Origin of the sequence: Paenibacillus dendritiformis, from assembly GCF_015845845.1 — a bacterium.
GTDB lineage: Bacteria > Bacillota > Bacilli > Paenibacillales > Paenibacillaceae > Paenibacillus_B > Paenibacillus_B dendritiformis_C.
On the sequence record NZ_LDIG01000050.1, the window covers coordinates 1 to 23,142 of the forward strand.

General features: G+C 55.0%; 25 protein-coding genes and 1 pseudogene. 18 read left to right on the forward strand and 8 right to left on the reverse strand.

Annotation, left to right across the window (positions count from 1 at the left end; genetic code table 11):
- From ABD76_RS01705 to ABD76_RS01715, 3 genes are all read left to right on the forward strand, one after another.
- On the forward strand, positions 1 to 346 hold a 346-nt coding region (locus ABD76_RS01705; protein ID WP_197253583.1), incomplete at its 5' end, for a transposase.
- Between the two features lie 35 nt (positions 347 to 381).
- Positions 382 to 1,116 (forward strand): hypothetical protein, encoded by a 735-nt coding sequence (locus ABD76_RS01710; RefSeq protein WP_197253757.1) that lies wholly within the window; start codon positions 382 to 384, stop codon positions 1,114 to 1,116.
- A 100-nt stretch (positions 1,117 to 1,216) separates the two neighbouring features.
- On the forward strand, positions 1,217 to 1,516 hold the full coding sequence (locus ABD76_RS01715) for a DUF5316 domain-containing protein (protein WP_197253759.1): 300 nt from the start codon (positions 1,217 to 1,219) through the stop codon (positions 1,514 to 1,516).
- A 431-nt stretch (positions 1,517 to 1,947) separates the two neighbouring features.
- On the opposite strand, the pseudogene ABD76_RS29110 reads toward ABD76_RS01715, so the two are convergent.
- Positions 1,948 to 2,186 (reverse strand): annotated as a pseudogene (locus tag ABD76_RS29110) (antibiotic biosynthesis monooxygenase family protein); the annotation flags it as partial.
- Positions 2,187 to 2,272: 86 nt separating this feature from the next.
- Positions 2,273 to 3,256 carry a DMT family transporter gene (locus tag ABD76_RS01725; protein ID WP_197253763.1) on the reverse strand — a complete coding sequence of 328 codons (984 nt, stop codon included), beginning with the start codon at positions 3,254 to 3,256 and terminating at the stop codon, positions 2,273 to 2,275.
- 106 nt (positions 3,257 to 3,362) lie between these two features.
- Between ABD76_RS01725 and ABD76_RS01730 the strand changes: the two genes are divergently transcribed.
- From ABD76_RS01730 to ABD76_RS01745, 4 genes are all read left to right on the forward strand, one after another.
- Positions 3,363 to 4,265 (forward strand): helix-turn-helix domain-containing protein, encoded by a 903-nt coding sequence (locus tag ABD76_RS01730; protein ID WP_197253765.1) that lies wholly within the window; start codon positions 3,363 to 3,365, stop codon positions 4,263 to 4,265.
- 60 nt (positions 4,266 to 4,325) lie between these two features.
- Positions 4,326 to 5,798 (forward strand): protein adenylyltransferase SelO, encoded by a 1,473-nt coding sequence (locus ABD76_RS01735; protein WP_197253767.1) that lies wholly within the window; start codon positions 4,326 to 4,328, stop codon positions 5,796 to 5,798.
- A 412-nt stretch (positions 5,799 to 6,210) separates the two neighbouring features.
- Positions 6,211 to 6,921 carry a DsbA family oxidoreductase gene (locus ABD76_RS01740; protein ID WP_197253769.1) on the forward strand — a complete coding sequence of 237 codons (711 nt, stop codon included), beginning with the start codon at positions 6,211 to 6,213 and terminating at the stop codon, positions 6,919 to 6,921.
- A 300-nt stretch (positions 6,922 to 7,221) separates the two neighbouring features.
- Positions 7,222 to 7,821, forward strand: a complete 600-nt coding sequence (locus tag ABD76_RS01745) for a nitroreductase family protein (RefSeq protein WP_197253771.1) — start codon at positions 7,222 to 7,224, stop codon at positions 7,819 to 7,821.
- A gap of 269 nt (positions 7,822 to 8,090) precedes the next feature.
- On the opposite strand, the gene map is transcribed toward ABD76_RS01745, so the two are convergent.
- Positions 8,091 to 8,837 (reverse strand): type I methionyl aminopeptidase, encoded by a 747-nt coding sequence (gene map, locus ABD76_RS01750; RefSeq protein ID WP_197253773.1) that lies wholly within the window; start codon positions 8,835 to 8,837, stop codon positions 8,091 to 8,093.
- Positions 8,834 to 9,568 carry a TetR/AcrR family transcriptional regulator gene (locus ABD76_RS01755; protein ID WP_197253775.1) on the reverse strand — a complete coding sequence of 245 codons (735 nt, stop codon included), beginning with the start codon at positions 9,566 to 9,568 and terminating at the stop codon, positions 8,834 to 8,836. The genes map and ABD76_RS01755 overlap by 4 nt, the downstream gene beginning before the upstream one ends.
- 254 nt (positions 9,569 to 9,822) lie before the next feature.
- On the opposite strand from ABD76_RS01755, the gene ABD76_RS01760 reads away from it, so the two are divergent.
- Both ABD76_RS01760 and ABD76_RS01765 read left to right on the forward strand, forming a co-directional pair.
- On the forward strand, positions 9,823 to 10,275 hold the full coding sequence (locus ABD76_RS01760) for a 6-phosphogluconate dehydrogenase (RefSeq protein ID WP_197253778.1): 453 nt from the start codon (positions 9,823 to 9,825) through the stop codon (positions 10,273 to 10,275).
- A gap of 200 nt (positions 10,276 to 10,475) precedes the next feature.
- Positions 10,476 to 12,452, forward strand: coding sequence for an elongation factor G (locus ABD76_RS01765; protein ID WP_197253780.1), 1,977 nt, complete (start codon positions 10,476 to 10,478; stop codon positions 12,450 to 12,452).
- Between the two features lie 54 nt (positions 12,453 to 12,506).
- Here ABD76_RS01765 and ABD76_RS01770 read toward each other — a convergent pair whose 3' ends face one another.
- The 4 genes from ABD76_RS01770 to ABD76_RS01785 form a co-directional block, all read right to left on the reverse strand.
- Entirely contained in the window at positions 12,507 to 12,968 is a 462-nt protein-coding gene (locus tag ABD76_RS01770; RefSeq protein ID WP_197253782.1) for an SRPBCC family protein, read from the reverse strand.
- A gap of 48 nt (positions 12,969 to 13,016) precedes the next feature.
- Positions 13,017 to 13,382: a VOC family protein gene (locus ABD76_RS01775; RefSeq protein WP_242069297.1), complete on the reverse strand. Its 366-nt coding sequence runs from the start codon at positions 13,380 to 13,382 to the stop codon at positions 13,017 to 13,019.
- Between the two features lie 82 nt (positions 13,383 to 13,464).
- Positions 13,465 to 14,310, reverse strand: coding sequence for a helix-turn-helix domain-containing protein (locus ABD76_RS01780; protein WP_338125000.1), 846 nt, complete (start codon positions 14,308 to 14,310; stop codon positions 13,465 to 13,467).
- A 23-nt stretch (positions 14,311 to 14,333) separates the two neighbouring features.
- On the reverse strand, positions 14,334 to 15,323 hold the full coding sequence (locus tag ABD76_RS01785) for a zinc-binding dehydrogenase (protein WP_197253784.1): 990 nt from the start codon (positions 15,321 to 15,323) through the stop codon (positions 14,334 to 14,336).
- A gap of 126 nt (positions 15,324 to 15,449) precedes the next feature.
- On the opposite strand from ABD76_RS01785, the gene ABD76_RS01790 reads away from it, so the two are divergent.
- The 9 genes from ABD76_RS01790 to ABD76_RS01830 all read left to right on the forward strand — a co-directional run bounded on the left by ABD76_RS01790 (position 15,450) and on the right by ABD76_RS01830 (position 23,142).
- On the forward strand, positions 15,450 to 16,313 hold the full coding sequence (locus ABD76_RS01790) for a LysR substrate-binding domain-containing protein (protein WP_197253786.1): 864 nt from the start codon (positions 15,450 to 15,452) through the stop codon (positions 16,311 to 16,313).
- 99 nt (positions 16,314 to 16,412) lie between these two features.
- Positions 16,413 to 17,531, forward strand: coding sequence for a DUF3626 domain-containing protein (locus ABD76_RS01795; protein WP_197253788.1), 1,119 nt, complete (start codon positions 16,413 to 16,415; stop codon positions 17,529 to 17,531).
- Between the two features lie 48 nt (positions 17,532 to 17,579).
- Positions 17,580 to 18,062, forward strand: a complete 483-nt coding sequence (locus ABD76_RS01800) for an NUDIX hydrolase (RefSeq protein WP_197253789.1) — start codon at positions 17,580 to 17,582, stop codon at positions 18,060 to 18,062.
- Positions 18,063 to 18,080: 18 nt separating this feature from the next.
- Positions 18,081 to 18,299, forward strand: coding sequence for a helix-hairpin-helix domain-containing protein (locus tag ABD76_RS01805; protein WP_197253939.1), 219 nt, complete (start codon positions 18,081 to 18,083; stop codon positions 18,297 to 18,299).
- Positions 18,300 to 19,102: 803 nt separating this feature from the next.
- Positions 19,103 to 19,423 carry an ArsR/SmtB family transcription factor gene (locus ABD76_RS01810; RefSeq protein ID WP_197253791.1) on the forward strand — a complete coding sequence of 107 codons (321 nt, stop codon included), beginning with the start codon at positions 19,103 to 19,105 and terminating at the stop codon, positions 19,421 to 19,423.
- Positions 19,424 to 19,443: 20 nt separating this feature from the next.
- Positions 19,444 to 20,496: an ACR3 family arsenite efflux transporter gene (gene arsB, locus ABD76_RS01815; RefSeq protein WP_197253793.1), complete on the forward strand. Its 1,053-nt coding sequence runs from the start codon at positions 19,444 to 19,446 to the stop codon at positions 20,494 to 20,496.
- A gap of 3 nt (positions 20,497 to 20,499) precedes the next feature.
- A complete protein-coding gene (gene arsC / locus ABD76_RS01820; RefSeq protein ID WP_197253795.1) occupies positions 20,500 to 20,919 on the forward strand; it encodes an arsenate reductase (thioredoxin) in 420 nt (139 codons plus the stop codon).
- A 159-nt stretch (positions 20,920 to 21,078) separates the two neighbouring features.
- On the forward strand, positions 21,079 to 22,122 hold the full coding sequence (locus tag ABD76_RS01825) for a helical backbone metal receptor (protein WP_197253797.1): 1,044 nt from the start codon (positions 21,079 to 21,081) through the stop codon (positions 22,120 to 22,122).
- Positions 22,123 to 22,161: 39 nt separating this feature from the next.
- The gene (locus ABD76_RS01830) at positions 22,162 to 23,142 is read left to right on the forward strand and encodes a FecCD family ABC transporter permease (RefSeq protein WP_197253941.1); all 981 of its coding nucleotides are present in this window, start codon (positions 22,162 to 22,164) and stop codon (positions 23,140 to 23,142) included.

Consider the following 23,142-nt stretch of genomic DNA (forward strand, 5'->3'; position numbering starts at 1 on the left):
CCGAAACAGAGCTAAACGGATTCAGCTAACGGGTTCTTACCGTCATCTGCAAAAGTTACGAACCCGCTGTGAGCATGTGTTTGCTGAAAGCAAAGTTGCGCATGGCATGGATCGTGCACGGAGCCGCGGACTCGACTGCATGCAAGAACAGGCGCTACTGACGGCGATCGTTCAAAATCTGAAAAGACTATGCCGGTTTGGGAAAAAGCGATCTCGAACTGGTATGTCGGCATGCCAAAAAACGAAATCCGTGATGACAGAGGCGTTGTCACGCCTACTCATTTCAGCGCTGGCTGAGTTGTTTTACTCGTTTTGCATGTCCATCAGACGGCTACAACTGCACTAATTCACCGGACTTATAGAGGTGGGAGGTATAACCACATGATCATCAAAAAGCTTGTAGTTGCAACATTATTTCTCGGTTCCATATGCAGCGTAAGCTCTTCCGCGTTTGCTGAACCGCTTGAAACTGGGAGCAAAGTTGTTTTCGAACAAGCAGAGATTGTAGATACAAGTGAACTGCTGAAACGGGCGAAGAACGGAAATTCTGATAAAAAGAACTCGGTAGTAAAAACACATGCATTTGCAAGAAATACGGCAACGGGAGAGGTAAAGAATGCCAGGATCTTTTCCACTACACAAAAACTTAAAGTCTTGCAACGTAATGGTTCATTCACGGAGACCTATGCGACTACAACATTTGCCGAGTTTTTAGCAGACGGATCAAGAAGTGATTCTGGATACGACGATAGCTATAGCGTAAGAGCTTACTCGACTTTTTACTGGGACAATGTGAATATAAACAACGCCCATCACTACAAGATATTAAACGCAACAGGAGGCTGGCAAAATTCGGACTCTCAAATCAGCGTCCTGAATCGATCTGCAAGTCTTCTGGCATATGGATTTACTATGGATGGATTTTATGTTATCCAAAGTAAAGATGCGTCCCCCTCATCTAATTCGTTTAGCATAAATGCCGACAGTACTTGGAAACCGATATATGCTAAGCAGTCCAATTACGGAGACCTCGGTGTCTACACTAAATGTACCGTTAAAGACTTAACGAATAACGAAACCTGGGAGCTGGAATTAAAAAATTACCTGCCGGTATAATGGCAACAAATGCCGCCAATTATGGCGGCATTCCGTTTTCTTGAACGTTCCGGGAGCTTTATTAATATAATATAAAAAATACTTTAACAAGGAGATCTGAATGAAAAAACCGCTCTGGGTTGGATTCGGTATACTTGTCATCATTGCTGCTTTGTCCATCGTCAATTGGGATTTCTCCATCGCAATTAAGTTATCCGGTTATGTTGGATTGATTGCATTAATATTAGCTGCTCTTTTTTCTGGCGCTTTTATTGACCCTGATTCCAGACGTGTAGATATGGCGACCGAAGGTAGGGAATCGATGAATCGAAGGTTTAAATTATCCACTTTCTTTTTATTGGTCGGGTTACCGAATCTTCTTGTGTGTATCATCCTCTACTTCGGTTCGAAATGGTTTTGAGTAATGACTTAATTAGGCCTTCGGTTGCTCGTGTTCCAGTCCCGAAACAACTGGTAACCCCCACCATGATTAATCGCCACATGTCATAGATCGGTCATTGACCGGTCTTTTATTTATTTTTTGGATAGTTATAATGAACGTGAAAACAGCTCCGTCTTTTTAACGAAAAGCGGAGCAGATTGTGTTTCAAGAATACTGTCATACCATCCTGGAATGCGAGATGCGGTTAAAGCGCTGAAAGAGGCGATGGTCATGGAGGCAGCAGAGGGAGCGAATGCATCCGCGATTCGGGCTATGCAAGGACTCCGTGGAATTGGTCCCGCTAAAGCGGTGACAAGAACCCCTCACTACAAGTTCAAGAACTGCATCATCGCAACCGGCTTCCGTCCAATCGAATTGAAGGCTTTCCCGTTCGGCGGACGCATTTTGTCCTCTACGGAAACCAGATGTCTCTCATTTTGCTTCCATTTTTGGATCGCTTCGAGAGAGTCCCAATAAGACACCGTGATGCCTACACCTTCCCGGGCACTTTCCGCTCCCAGAAACCCGGGGCTTGAGTGAGGCAATCTTTACCATTTCATCGAGCATAACCATTAGCCTCTTCTGTTCGTTCAGAAGTGAAAATAACTGCATAGTATGTTGGCTGTGGGGTTAAGGCAATTCCGCTCATATCATCGATTCCTCCATTAGAAAACATTTGCGAAGCCATACTGCGACATTTCGACCAGCATATTTTATATTCGACCATGCGTTCTTCTATTCCTTGCTGTCTGTAATGCCTCTTGTGAATCCCTTTATGCGCGGGTTCTTCGTTTCCCTTTGCCTCGGCTGGGCGGAAGCCGAGTCTTTATTCAACGCCAGCATGAAAATCATGCCCAGGATACAGGCGGCGCCGATCCATTGGAACCATCCGAACGGTTCATGCAGCCACAGGACGGTTGCGAATACGGCCGCCAATGGCTCTAAGCTGCCGAGAAGGCTTGTTTCTTTTGGCAAGAGACTTTGCAAGCTTTCGATATAAAACCAGAACGCAAGCATCGTACCGAAAATAATGACAAAAAACAAATACACATATGCTTCGGCCGTTAAGCTGTGGAAGTCCACGCGCCATGGCGGATGGATGAAGCTTAAGGCGACACCGCCCAGGACCATCGCCCAGCCGACAATGACAAGGGACTCATATTGCGCGAGTAAAGGAACCGCATATAAAGTATAAAAGGCGAGCGCAACTCCGGATAATACACCCCATACGATGGCAGGCGTCGGCACCGAGAGCTGAGAGATGGAACCATTTGTCAATAAAAAGAAGCAGCCTGCCAAAGCAAGAGAAACGGTAAGCACATCTTGCCGCGTTAGAACAGATTGTCTGCGAATCAGGGAGTATAGAATGATCATGACCGGCGCTAAATACTGCAACAGCGTGGCAACGGCCGCATTTCCATGTTGAATGGAGGCCATATAGGTGTATTGAACCGCGAGCATGCCGAGTAATCCGAAGATAATGAGCCGACATGCGGTTCTTCTGTTTTTCCATACTCCTAAAATCTGTGAACGGCCTTGTCTGCAAAGCTGAATGGTTAACAGGAGAACGCCAGCGATAAGCAAGCGTGTCGTGACAAGCCAATTGACCTCGATGGCGAATTGTTGAAACAGCTTTTGGGCGACCGTTCCCCCGATGCCCCACAGGATCGCCCCTGTGATAACTAGAAAGAACCCCATACTTCTCGTGCCTGTCTTCATCCTTCAACCTCACCCTTACATCCCATAATAATGATATAATAAGGAAAAAATCAGCCAAAAAATACTTCAATCGGATGAAAAAATATCAATATATTGAGGCGAGCCTGTGCAAATCAAAAATTTCAAGATTGGCCGTAACTTGAAAGAGCTAACCCGGCACCGCACCGTTGAATTGCCGATGGCCTGTTATGAAACTTCGATTCAGCAAAATATAAATGGTTATATTCCGCTTCATTGGCATGAAGAACTCCAATTTGTGTTTATCCGCCGGGGGGAAGCCGTCTTCCAAATCAATGAAGAAAAAATAACGGTACAAGAAGGGGCGGGGCTCTTCATCAACAGCGGCTGCCTTCACATGGCGGAAGACAAGAATCACTCGGGTTGCGTGTATATTTGTCTCAATGTATCTCCGCAATTCGTCGTGCCTCAAGAACTCTATGCGAGCTATGTGTATCCCTACATTCAAGCGACGAATTTGCCATACTTATATTTGCACGCAAATGAGCCCTGGGGGAAAAACATTTTAGATGCCATCGGCAAAATCCATGAATGGATTGAACAAAAGACGCCTTACTATGAAATCGATATCGCCCTGCAGCTTACGTTCATTTGGAAGAACTTAATCGAGAATGGCTTTCCGTTAGAATATGATCGGACGGCCATGGTCAAGAGCGAGCGAATGAAGGAAATGCTGCAATGGATACATCTCCATTACGCGGAGAGCATCAGGCTGGACGATATTGCCAGAGCGGGACAATTAAGCCGTTCCGAGTGCTGCCGGTATTTTAAGCGAATGCTGAAAACAACTCCGTTGAGCTATGTCATCGATTATAGAATTCAAAAAAGCTTGGTTTTATTGCGGCAAGCAGACGCCAACGTGACAGAGGTCTCTTATCAGGTCGGATTTAACAGCACGAGCTATTTCATCGACAAATTCCGGCAGGCGATGAACATGACGCCGCTGGCCTACAAAAAATCCAATAGGAACCAAGAACAAGCTGAGCAATGAAGCATAAGAAATGAACAAGAGCAAACGCTATATTTATAAACACAGGAAAAGGGAGATACGATGACGGAGAAAAAAGCAATTCCGGAAGGATGGAATTTCGATAACAGTTATGCCCGACTGCCGCAGCTATTTTTTACGAAGCAAAGCCCCACTCCGGTGCGGTCGCCGAAGCTGGTTGTATTTAACGAAAAATTGGCGGCATCCCTTGGACTGAATGTCCCGGAGCTGAACAGCGATGACGGGGCGGCGGTGTTCGCCGGCAACCGGATTCCCGAGGGCGCCGCGCCGCTTGCCCAGGCTTATGCGGGGCATCAATTCGGGCATTTTACGATGCTGGGGGACGGACGGGCGATCCTGCTTGGCGAGCAGATCACGCCCGCGGAGGAGCGTATGGACATTCAATTGAAGGGCTCGGGCAGGACGCCATACTCCCGCGGAGGAGATGGCCGCGCGGCGCTGGGGCCGATGCTCCGCGAATATATTATCAGCGAAGCCATGCATGGACTTGGCATTCCGACCACCCGCAGCCTGGCGGTCGTGACGACGGGCGAGCCGGTATACCGCGAGACCGAGCTGCCTGGCGCGGTGCTGACCCGCGTGGCGGCCAGCCATCTGCGCGTCGGCACGTTCGAATACGCTTCGCAATGGGGCAAGGTGGAGGATCTGAGAGCTCTGGCCGATTATGCTTGGGAGAGACATTTTCCGGAAGCTGACGTGAGCGAGAACCGGTATCTGGCCCTGCTGCGGGAAGTCGGCAAGCGCCAGGCCAAGCTGATTGCCCAATGGATGCACGCGGGCTTCATTCACGGGGTGATGAACACCGACAATATGGTGATTGGCGGGGAGACCATTGATTACGGGCCATGCGCCTTCATGGATACCTATGATCCGGCGACCGTGTTCAGTTCCATTGACGTGCAGGGGCGCTATGCCTACGGCAACCAGCCGTATATCGGCGCATGGAATCTTGCGAGGCTGGCCGAGGCGCTGCTGCCGCTGCTGCATGAGAATCAGGAGCAGGCTATCGAGCTGGCCGAGCAGGAGATTGCGGCGTTCACCAAGCTCTATCAACGCCATTGGCTTGCAGGAATGCGGGCGAAGCTGGGGCTATACAATGAAGAGGCGGAGGATGAGTCCCTGATCGAAGAGCTTCTTGATCTGATGGAGAAGCATTCTGCCGACTATACGAATACATTCCGCGCCTTAACTTTGGGTGACACGGAGGAGACGGGCCTGTTCGGAACGGGCGAATATGCGCAGTGGCATGAGCGGTGGCAGGCGAGACGGGGCAGACAGGAGGAGCCGGAAGCCTCCTCGCGTCAGTTGATGCGAGACAGCAATCCGGCGGTCATCCCGCGCAACCACCGGGTGGAAGAAGCGCTCGAAGCGGCAGTGGAGCAGGGAGACTACAGCGTAATGGAGCGGCTGCTGGATGTGCTTGCCAATCCTTACGCCTACTCCCCGGAGCAGGCGGAATACGCCGCCTTGCCCGAGCCGTCTGCGTGTCCGTACCGAACGTTTTGCGGAACCTGAACCATGTCGCATGAACCTTGGCGGAGGCTGCAGCGGAACGATTGTTCTGGCTGAGCCTCCTCGATTGTTATCCAGCAGACTGGAACAGGTGATGGACAGTGGAAAATAGGCTTGACGCGGATATGAGAATCGGCGCATGACTCCAGCAGATTAGCGGGAGCGAACCGGCTCCCGGGTAATGAATAAGCACGAATTGTCCGCTATGCATCAGTTGATAGAGCGTCAGAAGAACGCCATCTGGCAGGCCGAGCCTCAGATTTGGGCGGCATCATCGGATCGTGCTGGAGAATGAACAATCATCTGATGCTGCCTTATCAGGACAGTCTACTGCAAGGCAGGTTGGATTTATCTTTATTTCGAGATATAATGGGGAAGAAGGCAAATTCGGTTGGCAGTCGGGAGGAATGACAGGATGAAAGTGGAGATTTGGTCAGACGTTGCATGTCCATTTTGTTATATCGGGAAGCATCGGTTCGAGGAAGCGTTGAGCCGGTTCGGGCACGGGGATAAGGTGGAGGTCATTTACCGGAGCTTCCAGCTTGACCCGAATGCGGAGAAGCGTCCGACGAAGGATGCGTATACGGCAATCGCCGAAAAGTATGGCATCAGCCGGGAGCAGTCGATCGCCATGCATGAAGATATAGTCCGTCAAGGCAAGGAAGCCGGGATCGATTATCACTTCGATTCGATGATCATGACCAACACGATGGATGCGCATCGCCTGATTCACTTCGCCGGACAGCACGGGAAGCGGGACAAGGCGGCTGAATTGCTGTTCAAGGCATACTTCACCGACGGGAAAAACGTCAGCGAAAAGGCTACGCTGCTCGATATCGCCGCGGAAGCGGGCTTGGATCGGGGAGCGACCGCGTCGATGCTGGAGAGCACGCAATTCACGTCCGAGGTCGAACAGGAGATGCGCGAAGCCGATCAACTGGGCTGCCGCGGCGTGCCGTTCTTCGTCTTCAACCGGAAGTATGCGGTTGGCGGAGCCCAGCAGCCGGAGACATTCCTTGAAGTGCTGGACACAGCATGGAAGGAAGAGCATCCGCTGACCGTGTTGACTCCGGACGGCGGAGAAGGGCTGTGCGCGGACGGCGCTTGCGGCATAGGAGAGAAATAATGCGGAAATCGAAGCGGTCGTCTCCCCGCAGACGGGATGGGAACCCGCTTGCTGGAATGCCGGGGAACAGGCGGAACTCACCTGACCTCACCACCTGCTGCGCTTGTTGTCGGTCTCATTCGCTCGGAATGAGCCTTGCCCAGTTATGTATCGGTTCCAGTGATGAGCTGCGTATAAAGACGGTAGCTTTGGTGATACTACAACCCATAGATGTGCCTACTTATATTAAATCGAACTATTATTTGTTATAGCATCTGTAGGCAATACGATCATATCGATAGTTGAAGAGGAGTGGTTTAGATGAGTGCAGCATTTCTCGATGCAGTCAAAAAAAGACGCAGCATCTATGCGATCAGCAAAGAGTCTGTACTGAGCGATGAGCAGTTGGAGCGCCTGATTGGAGAGGCTGTATTGCATACACCTACAGCCTTCAACTCGCAGAGCGCCCGCGTCGTCGTATTGTTGAAGGAGCAGCATGACAAGCTGTGGGATTTGACAACCGAGACACTTCGTCAAGTCGTGCCGGCCGAGAACTTCGGTGCGACCGAAGAGAAGATGCGTTCATTCCGGAACGGATACGGTACCGTTCTCTATTTCGAGGATCAAGCGGTTATCCAAGGCCTGCAAGAGCAGTTCGCCTTGTATAAGGATAATTTCCCAATCAGGTCGGAACAGTCTTCGGGCATGCTGCAACTGGTCGTATGGACCGCTCTGGAAGCGGAAGGCTACGGCGCGACGCTTCAGCACTACAACCCATTGATCGACGATGCGGTACGCAAGGAGTGGAACATTCCAAGCACTTGGAAATTGATCGCGCAAATGCCGTTCGGCAAGCCGACAGCAGCGCCGGGCGAGAAGCAGTTCGCACCGCTCGGAGAGCGGCTGCAAGTCTTCAAATAAACCAATACACCAATACGCATCCGCCGGATGACAGCAAAAGGGTCAAGCGTCCATACGCCTGACCCTTTTTTGCATATGTCAGCGGCTTTGACTTCATGCTCTTATTTGGAAGAAGGAGGGGCTTGAAGAAGGAGACCATCTTGCATTGGCGGCGTGGGAGGTGGGAGCAGGCTTTCTCCGCGAGGCCAAGCTTTGCCGGGGAGACCGGGGAGACAGGGCAGAATCAAATAAGGCAGGACGATGCTCTCGCTTCGTCCTGCTCCCAGGGGCTACAGCTTCGTCAATATTTCAGGACCGTTGTCCGTAATCGCCACGGTGTGCTCATACTGGACGCAGATCGAGTGATCCATAGTCCGGGCGGTCCATCCGTCACTTTCGACATAGGCGTGATAGTCTCCCAACGTCAGCATCGGTTCGATCGCGATGACCATGCCCTGCTTCAATCTCGGACCCGTACCTGGCCGCCCGAAGTGGGGAATGGCCGGCTCTTCCCACAGATCTTGCCCGATGCCGTGCCCGGTGAAGTCTCTGACATTGCCATATCCATGCCGATCGGCCAATGTCTGAATCGCGGAGCCAATAACGCCGACGCGATTGCCCGGGACGGCCTGCTCGATGCCGAGGAACAAGGCCTGATGGCAGACGTCCATCAACTGCCGGATGTCTTCGGACACGGTGCCGACGGCATAGGTCCAGCCGGAATCTCCATGATAGCCGCGATAATGCGCGCCGATGTCAATCGTGACGACATCGCCTTCCTCAAGCGGCTCGTCATCGGGGAAGCCATGGCAGATGACATCGTTCTTCGCTACGCATATCGAAGCGGTGAAGCCGTGATGGCCGAGAAAGCTCGGCACCGCTCCGCGCGAACGGATATGCTGCTCGACCAGCCGATCCAGCGCTGTCGTCGTGACGCCGGGCTTGATCGCTTCGGCCAGCTTGGCATGGCATTCGGCCACGATGCGCCCAGCCTCTCGCATGATGCCGATTTCTTCATTCGATTTCAATATTATCATTGACTCTCCTCCTGATCTTCTGTCCGCTTATCGCCGTTATCCTTGAACTCCAGAACTCCATGGCCCCCTTGCTCGAGCCTATGCATTGTGAAGCTTTCCGGTTCCATTTCATGGCAAAAATGTATCAATCCGCCGCATAACAGTCCTACCGCTTCATTCACCAAGGCGTCCAGCTCCTCCCCGGTTGTCTGCCGTTCAGACAGGCTCGCCATCGCGCCAAGGAGGCCCCCCCAGTATAGATCGGCGGCCAGGGCCGGGTCGGAGCGGCGAAGTTGTCCGGCCGTCATGCCTTCGCGGAACGTCCGGATAAGAGAGGGGCGGAGCCGGAGAAGATCGCGCTGTTCCCCGGCATGCTCGCCGAAGACGGCAGGCAGATCTTCATCGATACGGCGGATGAGCACGACGAAGGACGGCTCCTCCGCCGCACGCTGCAAATACTCGCGGGCATGCCGCTCCAGACGGGCGCCAGGTGCTTCTCCTGTATCCAGCGCCTGCCCGGCCCATTGCCGGGTATGATCGATAAAGTCGAGAAAGAGAAGCCGGAACAGCTCCCATTTATCCGGATAATAGTAGTAGATGGAGGCTCGAGCGATGCCGGCCCGTTTCGCGATCTCATTCATCTCCGCGCGGTGGATGCCCCAGTCAAGATAGACCTCGAACGCAGCTTGGCGAATCAGCTTCATACGCGCTGCCCGCATTCGCTCGTTCTGCTCTTTTGTTCGCGGCGACATCGGATCACCTCAATTCACTGACATCTTTGTCAGTTTATTATAGCTTTCACTGACGTCAGCGTCAATTTATACAGAAGCGCTCAGGTCTCCGGCGGAATGCCGCCGCCAGGCACGGGTTGTCACAACCCGTTCATAAATGTCCAATCTGTGAAAAATATGTGTCAAAAATCGTAACACTAGTGTTATAATAAAGGTAAAAGCTGCTAATGAGAGACCATCCGTAATCACCACTTTACAGAATGGAGCGGATCATTATGCATTATCGAATTATGTATCCGACAAGGACGAAGGAAGTGCTTGCGGCAACCTTCCTGTTCAGTGCCGCCATGCTGCATGTCGCGTTGATGACCGAACAGACATTGCCCGTGCTGTTCTTCCTGCAAATGGCTGCCTTGGCGGTGCTCATTGGATCGCTGTGTGCGGAAGTATGCATGCGAATGAAGAAGCGAACGGCAGACATTCGGGCGGAATCGGATTCCATCACGATACGGGGGAAGTCCATCGCGGCGGATGAAGTGGAAGAGATTGTGGTGAAGGGATATCGCCAAGCCCCTGTAGGCATCCGGCTGAAGGGGAAGACCTCCATACCGGGCTATTGCTGCTTCCGCTTCCCGGGAGGGGAGAACGGCGGCATGACCGAACTGGCCTGTTGGGCCGAAAGGCATGGCATCCCGGTGAACCAGGGCTATTTCATGACCTGGCTCTAATTGCTTCTATTATTTTGTAAGCCCTTACTTGATAGAAAAAAAGAGCATCGCGGCGTTGTGCTGCGATGTTTTATTTTGTCATTTTTCCAATCTCTTATTATACTGAAGGTACATTATGAACGGGAGTGTGATTAGCATGCGGCAAAGAACCACATTGCGAAAGGAGAACAATATGAGAGAAGAAATGAGGATTTGTATAAATGAAAACAATCAGTATCGGGATCGTCGCCCATGTCGACGCAGGCAAGACGAGCCTGACTGAACAATTATTGTATGAGACGAAGGTGATCCGGGAGCTGGGCGGCGTCGATTCGGGCAACACGCAGACGGACTCCCTGGAACTGGAGAGAAGAAGAGGGATTACGATCAAGGCGTCGGTCGTCTCTTTCATAGTCAACGAGGTTAAGATCAATCTGATCGATACGCCCGGCCATGCCGACTTCATCGCCGAGGTGGAGCGGGCGTTCGGCGTGCTGGACGGAGCGGTTCTTGTCCTGTCGGCCGTAGAGGGCATTCAGGCACAGACGAAGCTGTTAATGGCGGTGCTCGAGAAGCTGGAGATTCCGGTGATTCTGTTCGTGAACAAAATCGATCGGAGCGGCGCGCAGCCTGAGGCGGTCTTCAAGGCGGTTCGCGAGCGGCTGTCCCGCAGCGCCATTCCGCTGTACGGAACCGTGCAAGAGGGGACGAAGCAGGCCGATATCGTCGCCAAAGCGTTCGGCAAGGAGGAACCGGAATACGTCGCGGATTGCATCGAACTGGCGGCCGAACAAGATGAAAAGCTTCTAGCTTCCTATGTATACGGCGAGGAGATAAGCGGCTCCCGAATCGAGGAGACGCTGACCCGACTTATCCGGGAGGCTCGCGTATACCCGATCCTGGCGGGTTCCGCCATGACCGGGATCGGCATCAACGAGCTGCTGGAAGCCATCGCCCGCTTCATTCCCGCGCCGCAGCCATGCGCCGATGCGCCATTATCCGGAGTCGTGTTCAAGATCGAACGGGCATCCTCCGGGGAGAAAATCGCCTATATCCGCATATTCAGCGGATGCTTCGGCGTCAGACAGATGGTTCAAGTGAACCGGAAGCAGGATGACGGACAGATTGAGGCCGCTTCCTATAAGGTCAAGCGGATCCAGCTCTTCGATCGCGGGCGGACGGCCGACGCGGCGAGCGCGGGAGCCGGCGAATTCTGCAAGGTGTGGGGCTTGCGGGAGGTTCGCATCGGCGATGTGATTGGAACCTGGACGGAGCGGATTCGAGAGCTTCACGTCGCCGCGCCGCAGATGGAATCGCGCATCGAGGCGGTTCCGAAGAACCGCGATCATGAGTTGTATCAAGCCTTGATGAAGATGGCGGAGGAAGATCCGCTCATCCATCTTTGGCGGGATGAGCATCATCGGGAGACGTATATTCGCCTGTTCGGCGAAGTGCAAAAAGTAGTAATCGAAGCGACGCTCAAGAAAGCTTATCAGTTGGACGTTCGCTTCGCGGAGACGCGGATCGTCTGCATCGAGAAGCCGCGAGGGACGGGGGCGGCCGTGGAATTCATGGGGGAGGAAGGGAACCCGTTCTATGCCACGGTCGGCTTCCGGATCGATCCGGGCGAGCCCGGAAGCGGCGTAACCTACCGGTTGGAGGTGGAGCTGGGGGCGCTGCCGCTCGCATTCCACGCGGCGATTGAGGATACGGTGTATGCCACGCTGCACCAAGGCTTGTACGGCTGGGAAGTGACGGACATTGCCGTCACCTTGACCCATACCGGATATGCAAGCCCGGTGACGGTAGCCGGCGATTTCCGGAAGCTGGCGCCATTGGTGCTGATGGAGGCGTTGTCCCGGGCCGGTACGGACGTATATGAGCCGATTCATGAATATGAGCTTACCGTTCCCGCCGGCAGCATCAGCTCCGCCATGCACCGCTTGGCCGGCGTGCAGGCAGTGATGAAGGAGCCGGTCATGTCCGCCGACACCTGCCTGCTGACCGGAACGATCCCGGTCAAGTCGACGGAGGCGTTCAAGCGCAGTCTCCATGCGATTACGGAAGGGGAGGGCATGTTCATCGCGCGGCCGTGCGGCCATATCCGGATGGATTCTGGATATCTGGTGCGGAAGCGGTCGGACTATAATCCGCTGAACCGCAAAGAATACCTGCTTCACGTGCTTCGCGCCTACTAGGCAGGCGCGGCAGCGCGCAGCGAAGAGCCCCGGGGCCGTTCCCGGGGCTCTTCGCTATGGGCAGCATCCGGCTCCTTCGCCGGACTCGAGCATCGCCTTCAGGCTGGCCAGCATCTGCCGCCATGCCTCGACATGCCACAGCCGCGCCTGCTTCCATGCTTCCGTGTCCATCCAGCCGCTATGCTCCAGCCGAACCGCCGTGCCACGCTGCGCCGGCTCCAGGGTGACCGTCACCAGCGTCAGCCGTTCCTGCCGATTCATCGTGTCGGCGAACGGATCAGGCCCCTTCCATTGGAACGTGAACGAGCGTGGCTCATCGTAGCGGACAAATTTGCAGCCGATGGTGCTCATGCTTTCTTTGCTGGCGGGATTGAAGTACAGCTCGAATTTGCCGCCGGCCTTGGGCTCGATCTCGGCAGCCGGGGCGAACCATTGCGTAATGCGGTCGGATTGGGTCCAAGCTGCCCATACGAGCTCCGGTTCGGCTTGAATCCATATTTCCTCGGTAATCGTCATCTATCGAAACCCCCTTTCTCAAGGCAGGATGGCAGAGTCCGCTGTGTCTCAATGCCCGGACGGCGGCTTGCTGAATTCCAATAACTCGATGACATTGCCGAACGGATCGCGGATTGCGTTATAGACCCCCGGCGGGCATGGCTGCGGCGCATCGTAGACGGCTTCGATCCCTTGGGCCGTCAGCTTGGCGATCGTGACGGCCAGGTTGTCCGTCTCCAGGCCGATCACGACCTGGGCCTGCCGCGGATAGCCCGGCTCGGCCGCCTGCCTCACCTGGTACAGCACGATCGGGATGCCTTCATGCTTCAGGCTGACCGTATTCGCATCGTACTCCCGTGACAGCTCGAAGCCCAATTTGCCGCAGTAGAACTGCTTCGCCAGCTCCAGGTTGGATACATAAATCGAATGACGCATAGCTTCGGCATTTTGCTCCCCCTTATCTGGTCGGTATTCGTACCGCCTCTATTATATCGGGGAGCTCTGGCGGGAAATTCTTCTACTTTGCGGTGTTGCTCTCCTTGTTCTTCTCGAAGAGGAGCTGAGGCAGGCTGACGACGATCGGCGGATCGTAGGGCATCGGCTCGCGCAGTTGAATCGCAATTCCCAGCTCTGTCCGAGCATTCACCTCGATGGCGAAAGGATATTTGCCGCGGATGGCGCGATCCAGCACGAAATAATCCTTTGGACGGAGACTCCACGGGATGCCGGCGGCGAGCGCGTAATAGGTGCCTGGCGGCACGTCCGCGAACGCGCATGTCCGCTTTCCTCCGGCGAGCGCTGTGCCGGCAACCGGCCGCTGATCCGGTATCGGATGAGGGAACAGGCCGATGAAAATCAAGCCGCGGAAGGAGGCCGGCGCTTCAATCCGGCACGTAATCTGCGGAGCCGCCTCCTTCCCGGGAACGGGCAGCGACAATTCGCGATGCTCGAATTGATTCATATACGCCGTCAATGCTTGGGAACGGATGCGGAATGCCCGCGGCGGCACGCCGACCTGCTGCTTGAACCGCGTGTTGAATGACCCCGCGCTGCGGAATCCGATCGACAGCAGCACTTTGACGAGGAGCGACGGCTCCTTGAGCAGCGCCGATTTCCCGGATTCCATCCGCAGGGCGGACAAATAGTGGCGCGGAGAGATGCCGGTGACGCTTTTGAATATTCGCGTGAAATGATACGGACTGTACCCCACATGCTCCGCGAGCTGTTCGGATGTGATATCCTCATCCAGATGACTTTTCATATACAGAATGGCTTGTTCCGCCGCTGCGATATGCTCGTCCTTCATCAACTGCGTCTGCATGGCTTGCCCTTCCCGGGGGGCGGGACCGCGCTTTGCTTCCACCGGACGTCAGCCTCCTTGATCTCTTACTCTATGGTGATCCCTATATTACCAAATTGCTCTGCCTGCCGCATCCGCTCGAAGGCTTGAACCGTGTCTTGAAGCGGAAATACGCGGTCGACAACCGGGCGGATGGAATGGCGCTCCATGAACTTCAGCATGTCCTTGAACTCCTGGCGGCTTCCCATAGATGTCCCGATAATGCTTATCTGCGGGAAAAAGATCGCCCGCACCGGAATCTCCATCCGATCGCCCGAGCTGGCGCCGAACGTGACGATCCGGCCATTCGGCTTGATGACCTCGAAATATTGCCCGAATGTCGCCGGTCCGATGCTGTCCAGGATCAGATCGGCCGCTTCTCCGCCGAGCTCGTCTTTCCATTCCGATTGGCTGTCGAAGGCATGATGCGCCCCAAGCTCCAGCGCCCTGTGCCGCTTCGCCTCGCTCCGCGACGTGACGCTCACTCTTGCTCCCGCCGACACAGCCATGAGCAAGGCATAGGTGGCGACCCCGCCGCCGATGCCCGGAATGACGACATGCTCCCCGGATTGCAGCCGTCCTCTCGTGAACAGAGCCCGGTAGGCTGTCAGGGCGGACAAGGGGAGCACGCCCGCTTGTTCCCAGGTCAGGTATGCCGGCTTCGGGAATGCATTGCGGGCGGGAATGACGATGCTCTCGGCGAAGGTCCCGTCCGATGGACCGCCGACGATGGCGGGAAGGGCAGGGACGATATCCGGCGTCTCCCAGTCGAGGCACGGGTGAATGATGACCTCGGTGCCCACGAGGCCGGGAGACACCTCTTCCCCGACGGCTTCGATGGTCCCGGCGCCGTCCGAGCCGAGAATAAATGGCGGGTCTTGGGGCGTTCGGCGGGCCATCAGGAACAGATCCCGATGATTCAGGCCCGCGGCCCGCAGCCGCACCTTCACTTCTCCCGGTCCCGGCTGCTTCGCGGCCGTTTCCTTATATGACAAGCCCTCCAGACCGCTCCGGCCGTCGTGCACGATTGCTCTCACATGAATTCCTCCTTCGCTTGATGCGATGATTCGGTTTGATTGTACAGAACGAAGATCATCAAGTAAAATGAACAAAAACGAAGGTGAGTATCATAAACCTTTATACCAAGCAGGTGAGACATCGCAGTGGAGAGCGGAAATTTGAAAATATTTCAGGCCGTGGCCCGGGAAGGCAGCATCACGAAGGCGGCGCAGGCGTTGAATTACGTCCAGTCGAATGTAACCACCCGGATTCAGCAGTTGGAGGCTGAATTGAAGACCCCGCTGTTCCGCCGCTCCAATCGGGGGATGACGCTCACGCCCGCAGGCGAGAATCTGCTGGAGTACGCCGAGCGGATATTGAGTCTGCTGGACGAGGCGGAGAAGTCGGCGCGCTACTCGGAGCATCCGTGCGGACCGCTTCGCATCGGCTCCATCGAGACGGCGGCCGTCACGCATTTGACGCCGCTTTTGAAGTCTTACTGTCTGCAATATCCCGACGTGCAGCTCTCGCTCCAGACCGGGGAAACGCACCGCCTGACACGGCAAGTGCTGAACGATGAACTCGACGGCGCCTTCATCTATGGTCCGGTAGAGCATCCCGGTATCGGGCATATCGCCGCGTTCCGGGATGAGCTGGTGCTGATCTCGGAGCCTGGAGCGGTCAGCCTGGAGGAATGTCTGGCGAAGCCGATGCTGTTTTTCGATGTCGGATGCTCGCACCGCGCCCGCGCCGAGCGCTTCCTGAGCGAATCCGGCCACCCGGCCGGCCCGGTCATGGAATTCGGCACCTTCGAGGTGATTCTTCGCGGCGTATCCGAGGGACTCGGCGTGTCCATGCTGCCGAAGTCGTCGATCGCCGAGGCGGCGGAAGCCGGCCGAATCGCGACGCACCGCCTGCCGGACGGGTACCGCGATCTGCATATCTGGTTCGTGCATCGGAGGGAACCGGTCTGCTCCAGCGCGTTGACCGCCTTCATCGCGATGCTGGATGCCGATGCAACGCCGTAAGTCTTCCACGTAATTCGAAGACGGCTCAATAACGGCAGATGCCGGGCGAACCGGGCGGGAGCCGGCCGGTCCATTTATCGGGGAAAAGAGGTGCCCTCCATGGTTAAACCATTCCATAGCAAGCAGGCATTGACGCCGGCGCAGGCACAAGCCATCCAGCATGTCCGGGCGTCCGCCAGCTTCGTGCGGCAGCCCGCTCGCGAGCGCATCGAACGGCATTTGACGCGAGCGGGCTTCCCGTCTGCCACGCTGCGCGACATTCTTGCCGCCGTGATCGAATCGGCTCGGGTCACGGTCAATTTCCACCCCGACCGGCTGCTTGCCGACGGCTCGCTCGTCGTGGAGGGGCTGCTGCGGGACGGAGCGTACCGGAGCCAGTTCGAGACGGGCATGACGAGCGCCAGCCCGACGGCTTATCCCGGCGGGGATCGCGACCGCTGGGAGCGGAGGCTGTTCGGCGGCGCCTATCACCAAGCCGGGATTGTACCCGGGGAGCGCCCGAAATACGGGGCGCTGAATCTGATGCAGCACCCGGACGGGTGCGCGCCGAATTTCGGCTCCTGCCACTTGGTGCTGTGCAGTTCTGTACTGTCCCGATGCACGTATACGTTCGGGGACAGCTATTCCGAGCCGGAGCATAGCGGCACGATCGACGTCTTCGAGCCGCTGCTCGCGGAGCTGCTGGATGAGGCGGCGGCCGCGGGCTCCCCGCCGGGTCGGGATGCCGGCGGTAGCGCTGCGCTGATTCGCCGTCTCCTCGCCTCCGGCGAAGAAGCGTCCTCCGCCCTCCGCAGGGAGCTGGACCAATACATTGAGGCCCAGATTCACGGCGATATCGCGCTGGCTTCGGATGTGGAGGCGATTACAGCCGATCCGTCCTTCCGCGGGACGCGAATCGGCGGGCAGCTCGCTGCTCTCGCCTCACGGTATCGCGTGGCGCTGCGCTGGCATCACGGCTTCCAGCTCGCGGCCTCCGCCGTGCCGGATGACTTCCGGGGACCGAAAATGCCGCCGTTGGCGCGCCGGGTCGCACGGGATTTCGCCGCCGTGCCAGGGCAGTTGGATGCGTACGCGCTCGGGAAAGCCGCACGTTCGCTTGCCCGTCATCCCGAGCTTTGGGCGGATTGGGGGACGCCAGTGGAGGCATGGCAGCTTCTCAAGCAGCTCTGGCATCTCCTCGCGCGTTTCGGCCATCCTTATCGAGGCCATGGGGGATAAGGAATTTTACGGTAGACCTTATTACTCACAGGGAGGGAGGCTTTCCTAATGACCATGCCAACCCATATTGTCGCCGTAGGCGGTATTATAGAGAACCAATATGGACATATTTTGTTAGTGAAGACGCGGCATGAAGGTTGGGTATTTCCGGGCGGGCAAGTCGAGGCAGGGGAAAATCTGATCGACGCCTTATACAGAGAAATCAAGGAGGAAAGCGGAATCGATGTCGAAGTATCCTGCTTAGTCGGTATATATTCCAACACGGGAACCTATAAATGGCATGACGGAGTAACCGATGTTCCCACCAAGCTGATGCTCGACTATACCTGCACGGCCGTTGGCGGACAATTAAGCACCTCGGAAGAGACGTCCGCTGTCCGCTGGGTTGCGAAGGAGCAGGTGCTCGACTTGATTTCTGAGCCGGCTATCCGCACGCGCTACCAAGCTTATTTGGATGATAATGAACGCATCAATTATATGGCTTATGTGACGAAGCCAGAGTTCGAACTGAAGCTGGCACGAACGATATAGGAAGGAAAGATGAACATGATGCCGATCGATGAACCTGGCCCATCGATTGATCTGCCTGACAAGTTGCCCAAGCCCGCCCGCAGAGCGCTTATCGCTGCTGGTTATGTACGTCTGGAGCAGTTGGCGAAGCTTCGCGAGTCTGAACTGTTGAAGCTGCACGGCATGGGGCCGAAAGGAATTGACCAGCTCCGTCGCGCCCTTGCCGACAAAGGACTATCATTCGCAGACGGAAAATGAAGAACGGAGCGGCGCTCCGTTTTTTCATTCCGCGGTGTTGATTCTGCGTCCTGCTTGGCAAACGCACTCCCAACCATCCAACCAACCAACTATCCAACCATCCTCCAAAGCCTCCACCCAAGCATCCACCCCTCCGTTCAGCCGCTGCCGCAAGTCCTGAACGGCACGTAATCAATTTTTCACTCAATCCGTACTAAGTGTGTGTCATGCCTGGATTCCATGCCCCTGAGCCTCCCGAGCCCCTTACAGCACTCTCCCATTCGCTCAGTCAGAGCTGTATACGTGCTGCCGTCTAATTCCCCCTTACCCTTGTCGAGACAGATAGTTTGAGCTCCTTATAAGCAATATCCCCTTCGTTCAGCAAGCAAGTCCATCCATTTAACCCCTTTCACCAATCTCCCATCCATTCAGGAAAAGATATATTGGCAGATTCCTTTTGTGCAGTATCCCAACCACTCATGTACTATTTCGAGATTCGTTCTACTTAAAATGGAGCAAGTTAACCCTGTGCTTCGGCCTGCCATTGATAAGTGGAGACCACTCCAAGTCACTTCCAAATGTGAATTCAATGTAAAAAATCTGCTTGGGATAAAGGCCAACCTGACCGGCGGTAGAATGAAGCTTTACCTGACGCGATGGGAGAATGGACAAATGCAATAAAGGTAAGCTCGATATCCGGTGTGGCGCAGGATAATCGCAGGTCACACACTATGGGGCATTTAGCCGTAAAAACATTAAATAATCACTTGATTATATAATTGTCTGATTATATAATGAACACGAATCGAAGGAGGCGTGTTGCTATGGTAACGATTGACGCAATGGCGGATCAATTCAAATTGCTGGGCGATAAGACGCGTTTGAGCATTATCTCCATCCTCTTGCGCCAAGAGGCGTGCGTCTGTCATCTCGTTGAGATATTGAAGACAACGCAGCCGAATATCAGCCAGCATTTGCGGAAGCTGAAGGATGGAGGAATCGTAAGGGAGGAACGAAGAGGGCAGTGGATTTACTACTCGCTCACGATCGAGGATAAGCCCTATATTCAAGAAGCTTTAGCGCATTTGCCGGAGTTAGGAGAAGAGGCAGTATCGATTCTGGGCGGTCTGCCTTGTAAACCATGATAACGAGGGGGAGATTGGACATGAGTCAGCCTAGCAAGCGACTGTCTTTTCTGGATCGCTACCTGACATTATGGATTTTCGCGGCGATGGTCATCGGCATCCTGCTGGGGAGTCTGGTTCCAACCGTATCCGGCGCGTTGACCGAGATGCAGGTCGGCACGACTTCGATCCCGATCGCGATCGGGTTGATTATTATGATGTATCCGCCGCTGGCGAAAGTTCGTTATGAGAAGCTCGGCCGGGTATTCAAGGATTGGAAGGTGCTGCTCGTATCTCTAGTGCAGAACTGGGTGATCGGCCCGATTCTTATGTTTGTCCTTGCCATTCTGCTTCTAAGCGATATGCCGGAGTATATGATAGGACTGATAATGATTGGTCTTGCCCGTTGCATAGCGATGGTCCTGGTATGGAGCGATCTGGCGAAGGGCGATCCGGACTACACAGCAGGTCTGGTTGCATTTAACTCCATATTTCAGATTTTGTTTTATTCCGTGTTTGCCTACATCTTCATTACGATTCTGCCGGAATGGTTCGGGATTCAAGGTGTCGAAGTCCACATTACGATGGGGCAGATTGCGGAGAGTGTGTTCATTTACTTAGGGATTCCTTTTGTAGCCGGCTTCCTGACGCGATTGATTCTCGTTCGAGCCAGAGGAGAACAATGGTATGTTCAGAAGTTCATACCGAAGATTAGCCCGTTAACGTTAGTTGCGCTGCTCTTCACGATTATTCTGATGTTTTCGTTGAAGGCCGATATGATTGTCAGTCTCCCTTGGGATGTCGTTCGGATTGCGATCCCGCTAATTCTTTACTTTGTCATCATGTTCGTTGTCTCTTTCTTCTTATCGAAAAAGACGGGAGCAAGCTACCAAGTCTGCACTTCGCTGTCCTTTACGGCAGCGAGCAATAACTTTGAGCTTGCGATTGCGGTGGCCATTGGCGTGTTCGGCATTCACTCAGGGGCAGCATTTGCGGCCGTTATCGGTCCGCTCGTTGAGGTACCCGTATTAATTGGATTAGTATCCGTCTCGCGATGGATCGAGAGAACATACTTTTTGAATAAGGAGTCGTGAAAAATGACGAAGCCGCTTGTTTATTTCTTATGCACAGGCAACTCTTGCCGAAGCCAGATGGCGGATGCGTGGTTGAAGCAGCTTGGGGGAGAACGTTACGAAGTGCTCAGCGCGGGGCTTGAAGCTCATGGATTGAATCCAAGAGCCGTTCATGTCATGCAGGAATCCGGAATTGATATGACGAGCCATACTTCCGATGTGATTAATCCGGAGATATTGAATCGCGCCGCATACGTGATCACTTTATGCGGACATGCGGATGAACACTGTCCCGTCATTTCGAATCCGAATGTGATCAAGCGGCATTGGGGATTCGATGACCCCGCCAAGGCTACAGGCACGGAAGAAGAGATCATGCAGCAATTCCGAGCCGTTCGCGACGCCATACGAGCGCGGATAGAGCAATTTTTAACAGAAGAATAATACGCGCTGAAAGGGGGGGAGGAAATCCTCCCTTTTTTGATGAGGAAATTCTTTTCAAATTTTAATTGAAAAAGATTCTCACACGAGATATAATGAGAACCGTTATCATCCAATGGATAACGATTCTCATTATCATTTATAAGGGAGGAAGCTCATAGAATGATACATAGAAGGGGAAAGGCGGCCATTATCGTTTTGCTTCTGATATTGGTCGTGGCGGCCTGCGGCAAAGCGGGATCGGATCAAGCGGGGAGCACGGGGCCGAATCAAACGGCTGCGGAGGAGAACAAAGGTGCGACCGGAGTCGCCGCCCAGACAGAGAACGGCGCTGAGGACAATAATGGTGAAGCCGGCAGCGAGCAAGCGGCGAGTGAAGAGGATGGCGAGATGGCGGAGCTGCTGAAGCAGTTCGGCGAGCAGACGCCCGCCCGTATCGTGACGTTATCTGTCTCGATTACGGAAATATTGCATGAGCTGGGCGTCGAACCGGTCGGCGTGCCGACGACAAACAGCAAGCTGCCGGAGTCGCTGGCAAAGGTCCCGCGCATCGGTTCGTCCCACCAGCCGGATCTTGAGCAGATTGCGAAGCTGCAGCCGGATGTCGTCTTGGGACCGGCATCCATTAAGGACAGCATGGAGAAGAAGCTCGGTCCGGCTTCGCTGCCGAGCGCTTATCTGCCTGTCGATTCCCTGGAGCAGCTGAAGCTGTCGACGAAGACGCTTGGCCGCTTGCTCGGCCGTGAAGACCAGGCCAATGCTTTCCTTCAAGACATCGAGCGGCAGGAACGCGAAGCGATCGAACAGGTGGCAGGCAAGCCAGCGCCCAAGGTGATGTTCCTTTTCGGCTCGGCGGAAGCGCTGATGCTGATGAACGATAACACGTTCGCCGGAAGCCTGGCGCGCAATCTGGGGGCGGTCAATGTCGTGTCTGAAGAGCTGAAGCTCACAGAGGCCTATGTCCCGTTCAATATGGAAAGCATCGTCGCGGCGAATCCGGATGTCATTCTGCTCGTCGCGCACGGCGACCCGGATGCCGTCGCCAAAAAGTTCGAGGAGGACGTGAAGAAGAACGGCGCCTGGGAGAAGCTGAACGCCTTCCAGAACGGGAAGATGGCTTCCCTTGACTTCGAGCTCTTCGGCATCGCTTCGATTGTCAAGGCGCCGGACGCCTACAAGGAAATGGCGCGCATCCTATATCAATAAGACGGAGGTTCCGGGACGGTGACGGAGAACAACAAACAGATGCGCAAGACAGCCCTGATCGGGGGAGCGGCCGTATTGCTTGGAGCGGCGGTCCTGCTCTCCATCGGCATTGGCAGTGTCGCCTTGTCTCCGCTTGACACGATCCTGACCGTGTTCGGACGCGGGGATGCCGCCGCCGATACGATTCTGTGGGACATCCGGATACCGCGTGTCCTCCTCGCTCTCCTGATTGGCGCCAATCTGGCCGTATCCGGAGCGCTGCTGCAAGCCGTCATGCTGAACCCGCTGGCAGACCCGGGGTTGACGGGAGTATCCAGCGGCGCTGCCGTCGCCGTGCTGTTCATCATGCTGGTCGTTCCCGGGTACGCTTCCATGATACCGCTGGCCGCGATTGCGGGCGGCGGGATTGCCGCCGTGATGGTTTATGCCTTGGCGTGGAAGAAGCTGCAAGGGGGATTTACGCCGGTCCGCATTATTTTGTCGGGGGTTGCCGTCAATGCGGTATTCGGGGGCATCATCGGATTGCTGTCGATTTTGCACAGCGATAAGCTTCCCTCCGCCTTGCAATGGCTGAACGGCAGCCTGTCCGGCACGGGGATGAGGGATGTCGCCGTCATCCTTCCGTATTCGGTTGCCGGCTGGCTGGCCGCGCTGCTTTGCATCCGGCAGGCGAATATTTTGCGGCTGGGCGAGCAGACCGCCCATAATCTGGGGCAAAATCTGAACCGCATCCGGTTCGCGCTGTCCTTCATCGCGGTCTATCTGGCCGCCATCTCGGTCTCGACCGTCGGTCTGGTCGGCTTCGTCGGACTTGTCGTGCCCCATATCGCCCGGATGATGATCGGCTCCGACTACCGCTATCGCCTGCCGATGAGCCTCGTGCTCGGTGCGCTCGTTCTGCTCGTAGCCGATACGATCGGGCGCACGGCATTCGCTCCGTTGGAGATTCCCGCGGGCATCGTCATGGCGATGGTGGGCGGGCCGTACTTCCTGTATTTGATGCGGAAAGGAGGAGCTTGA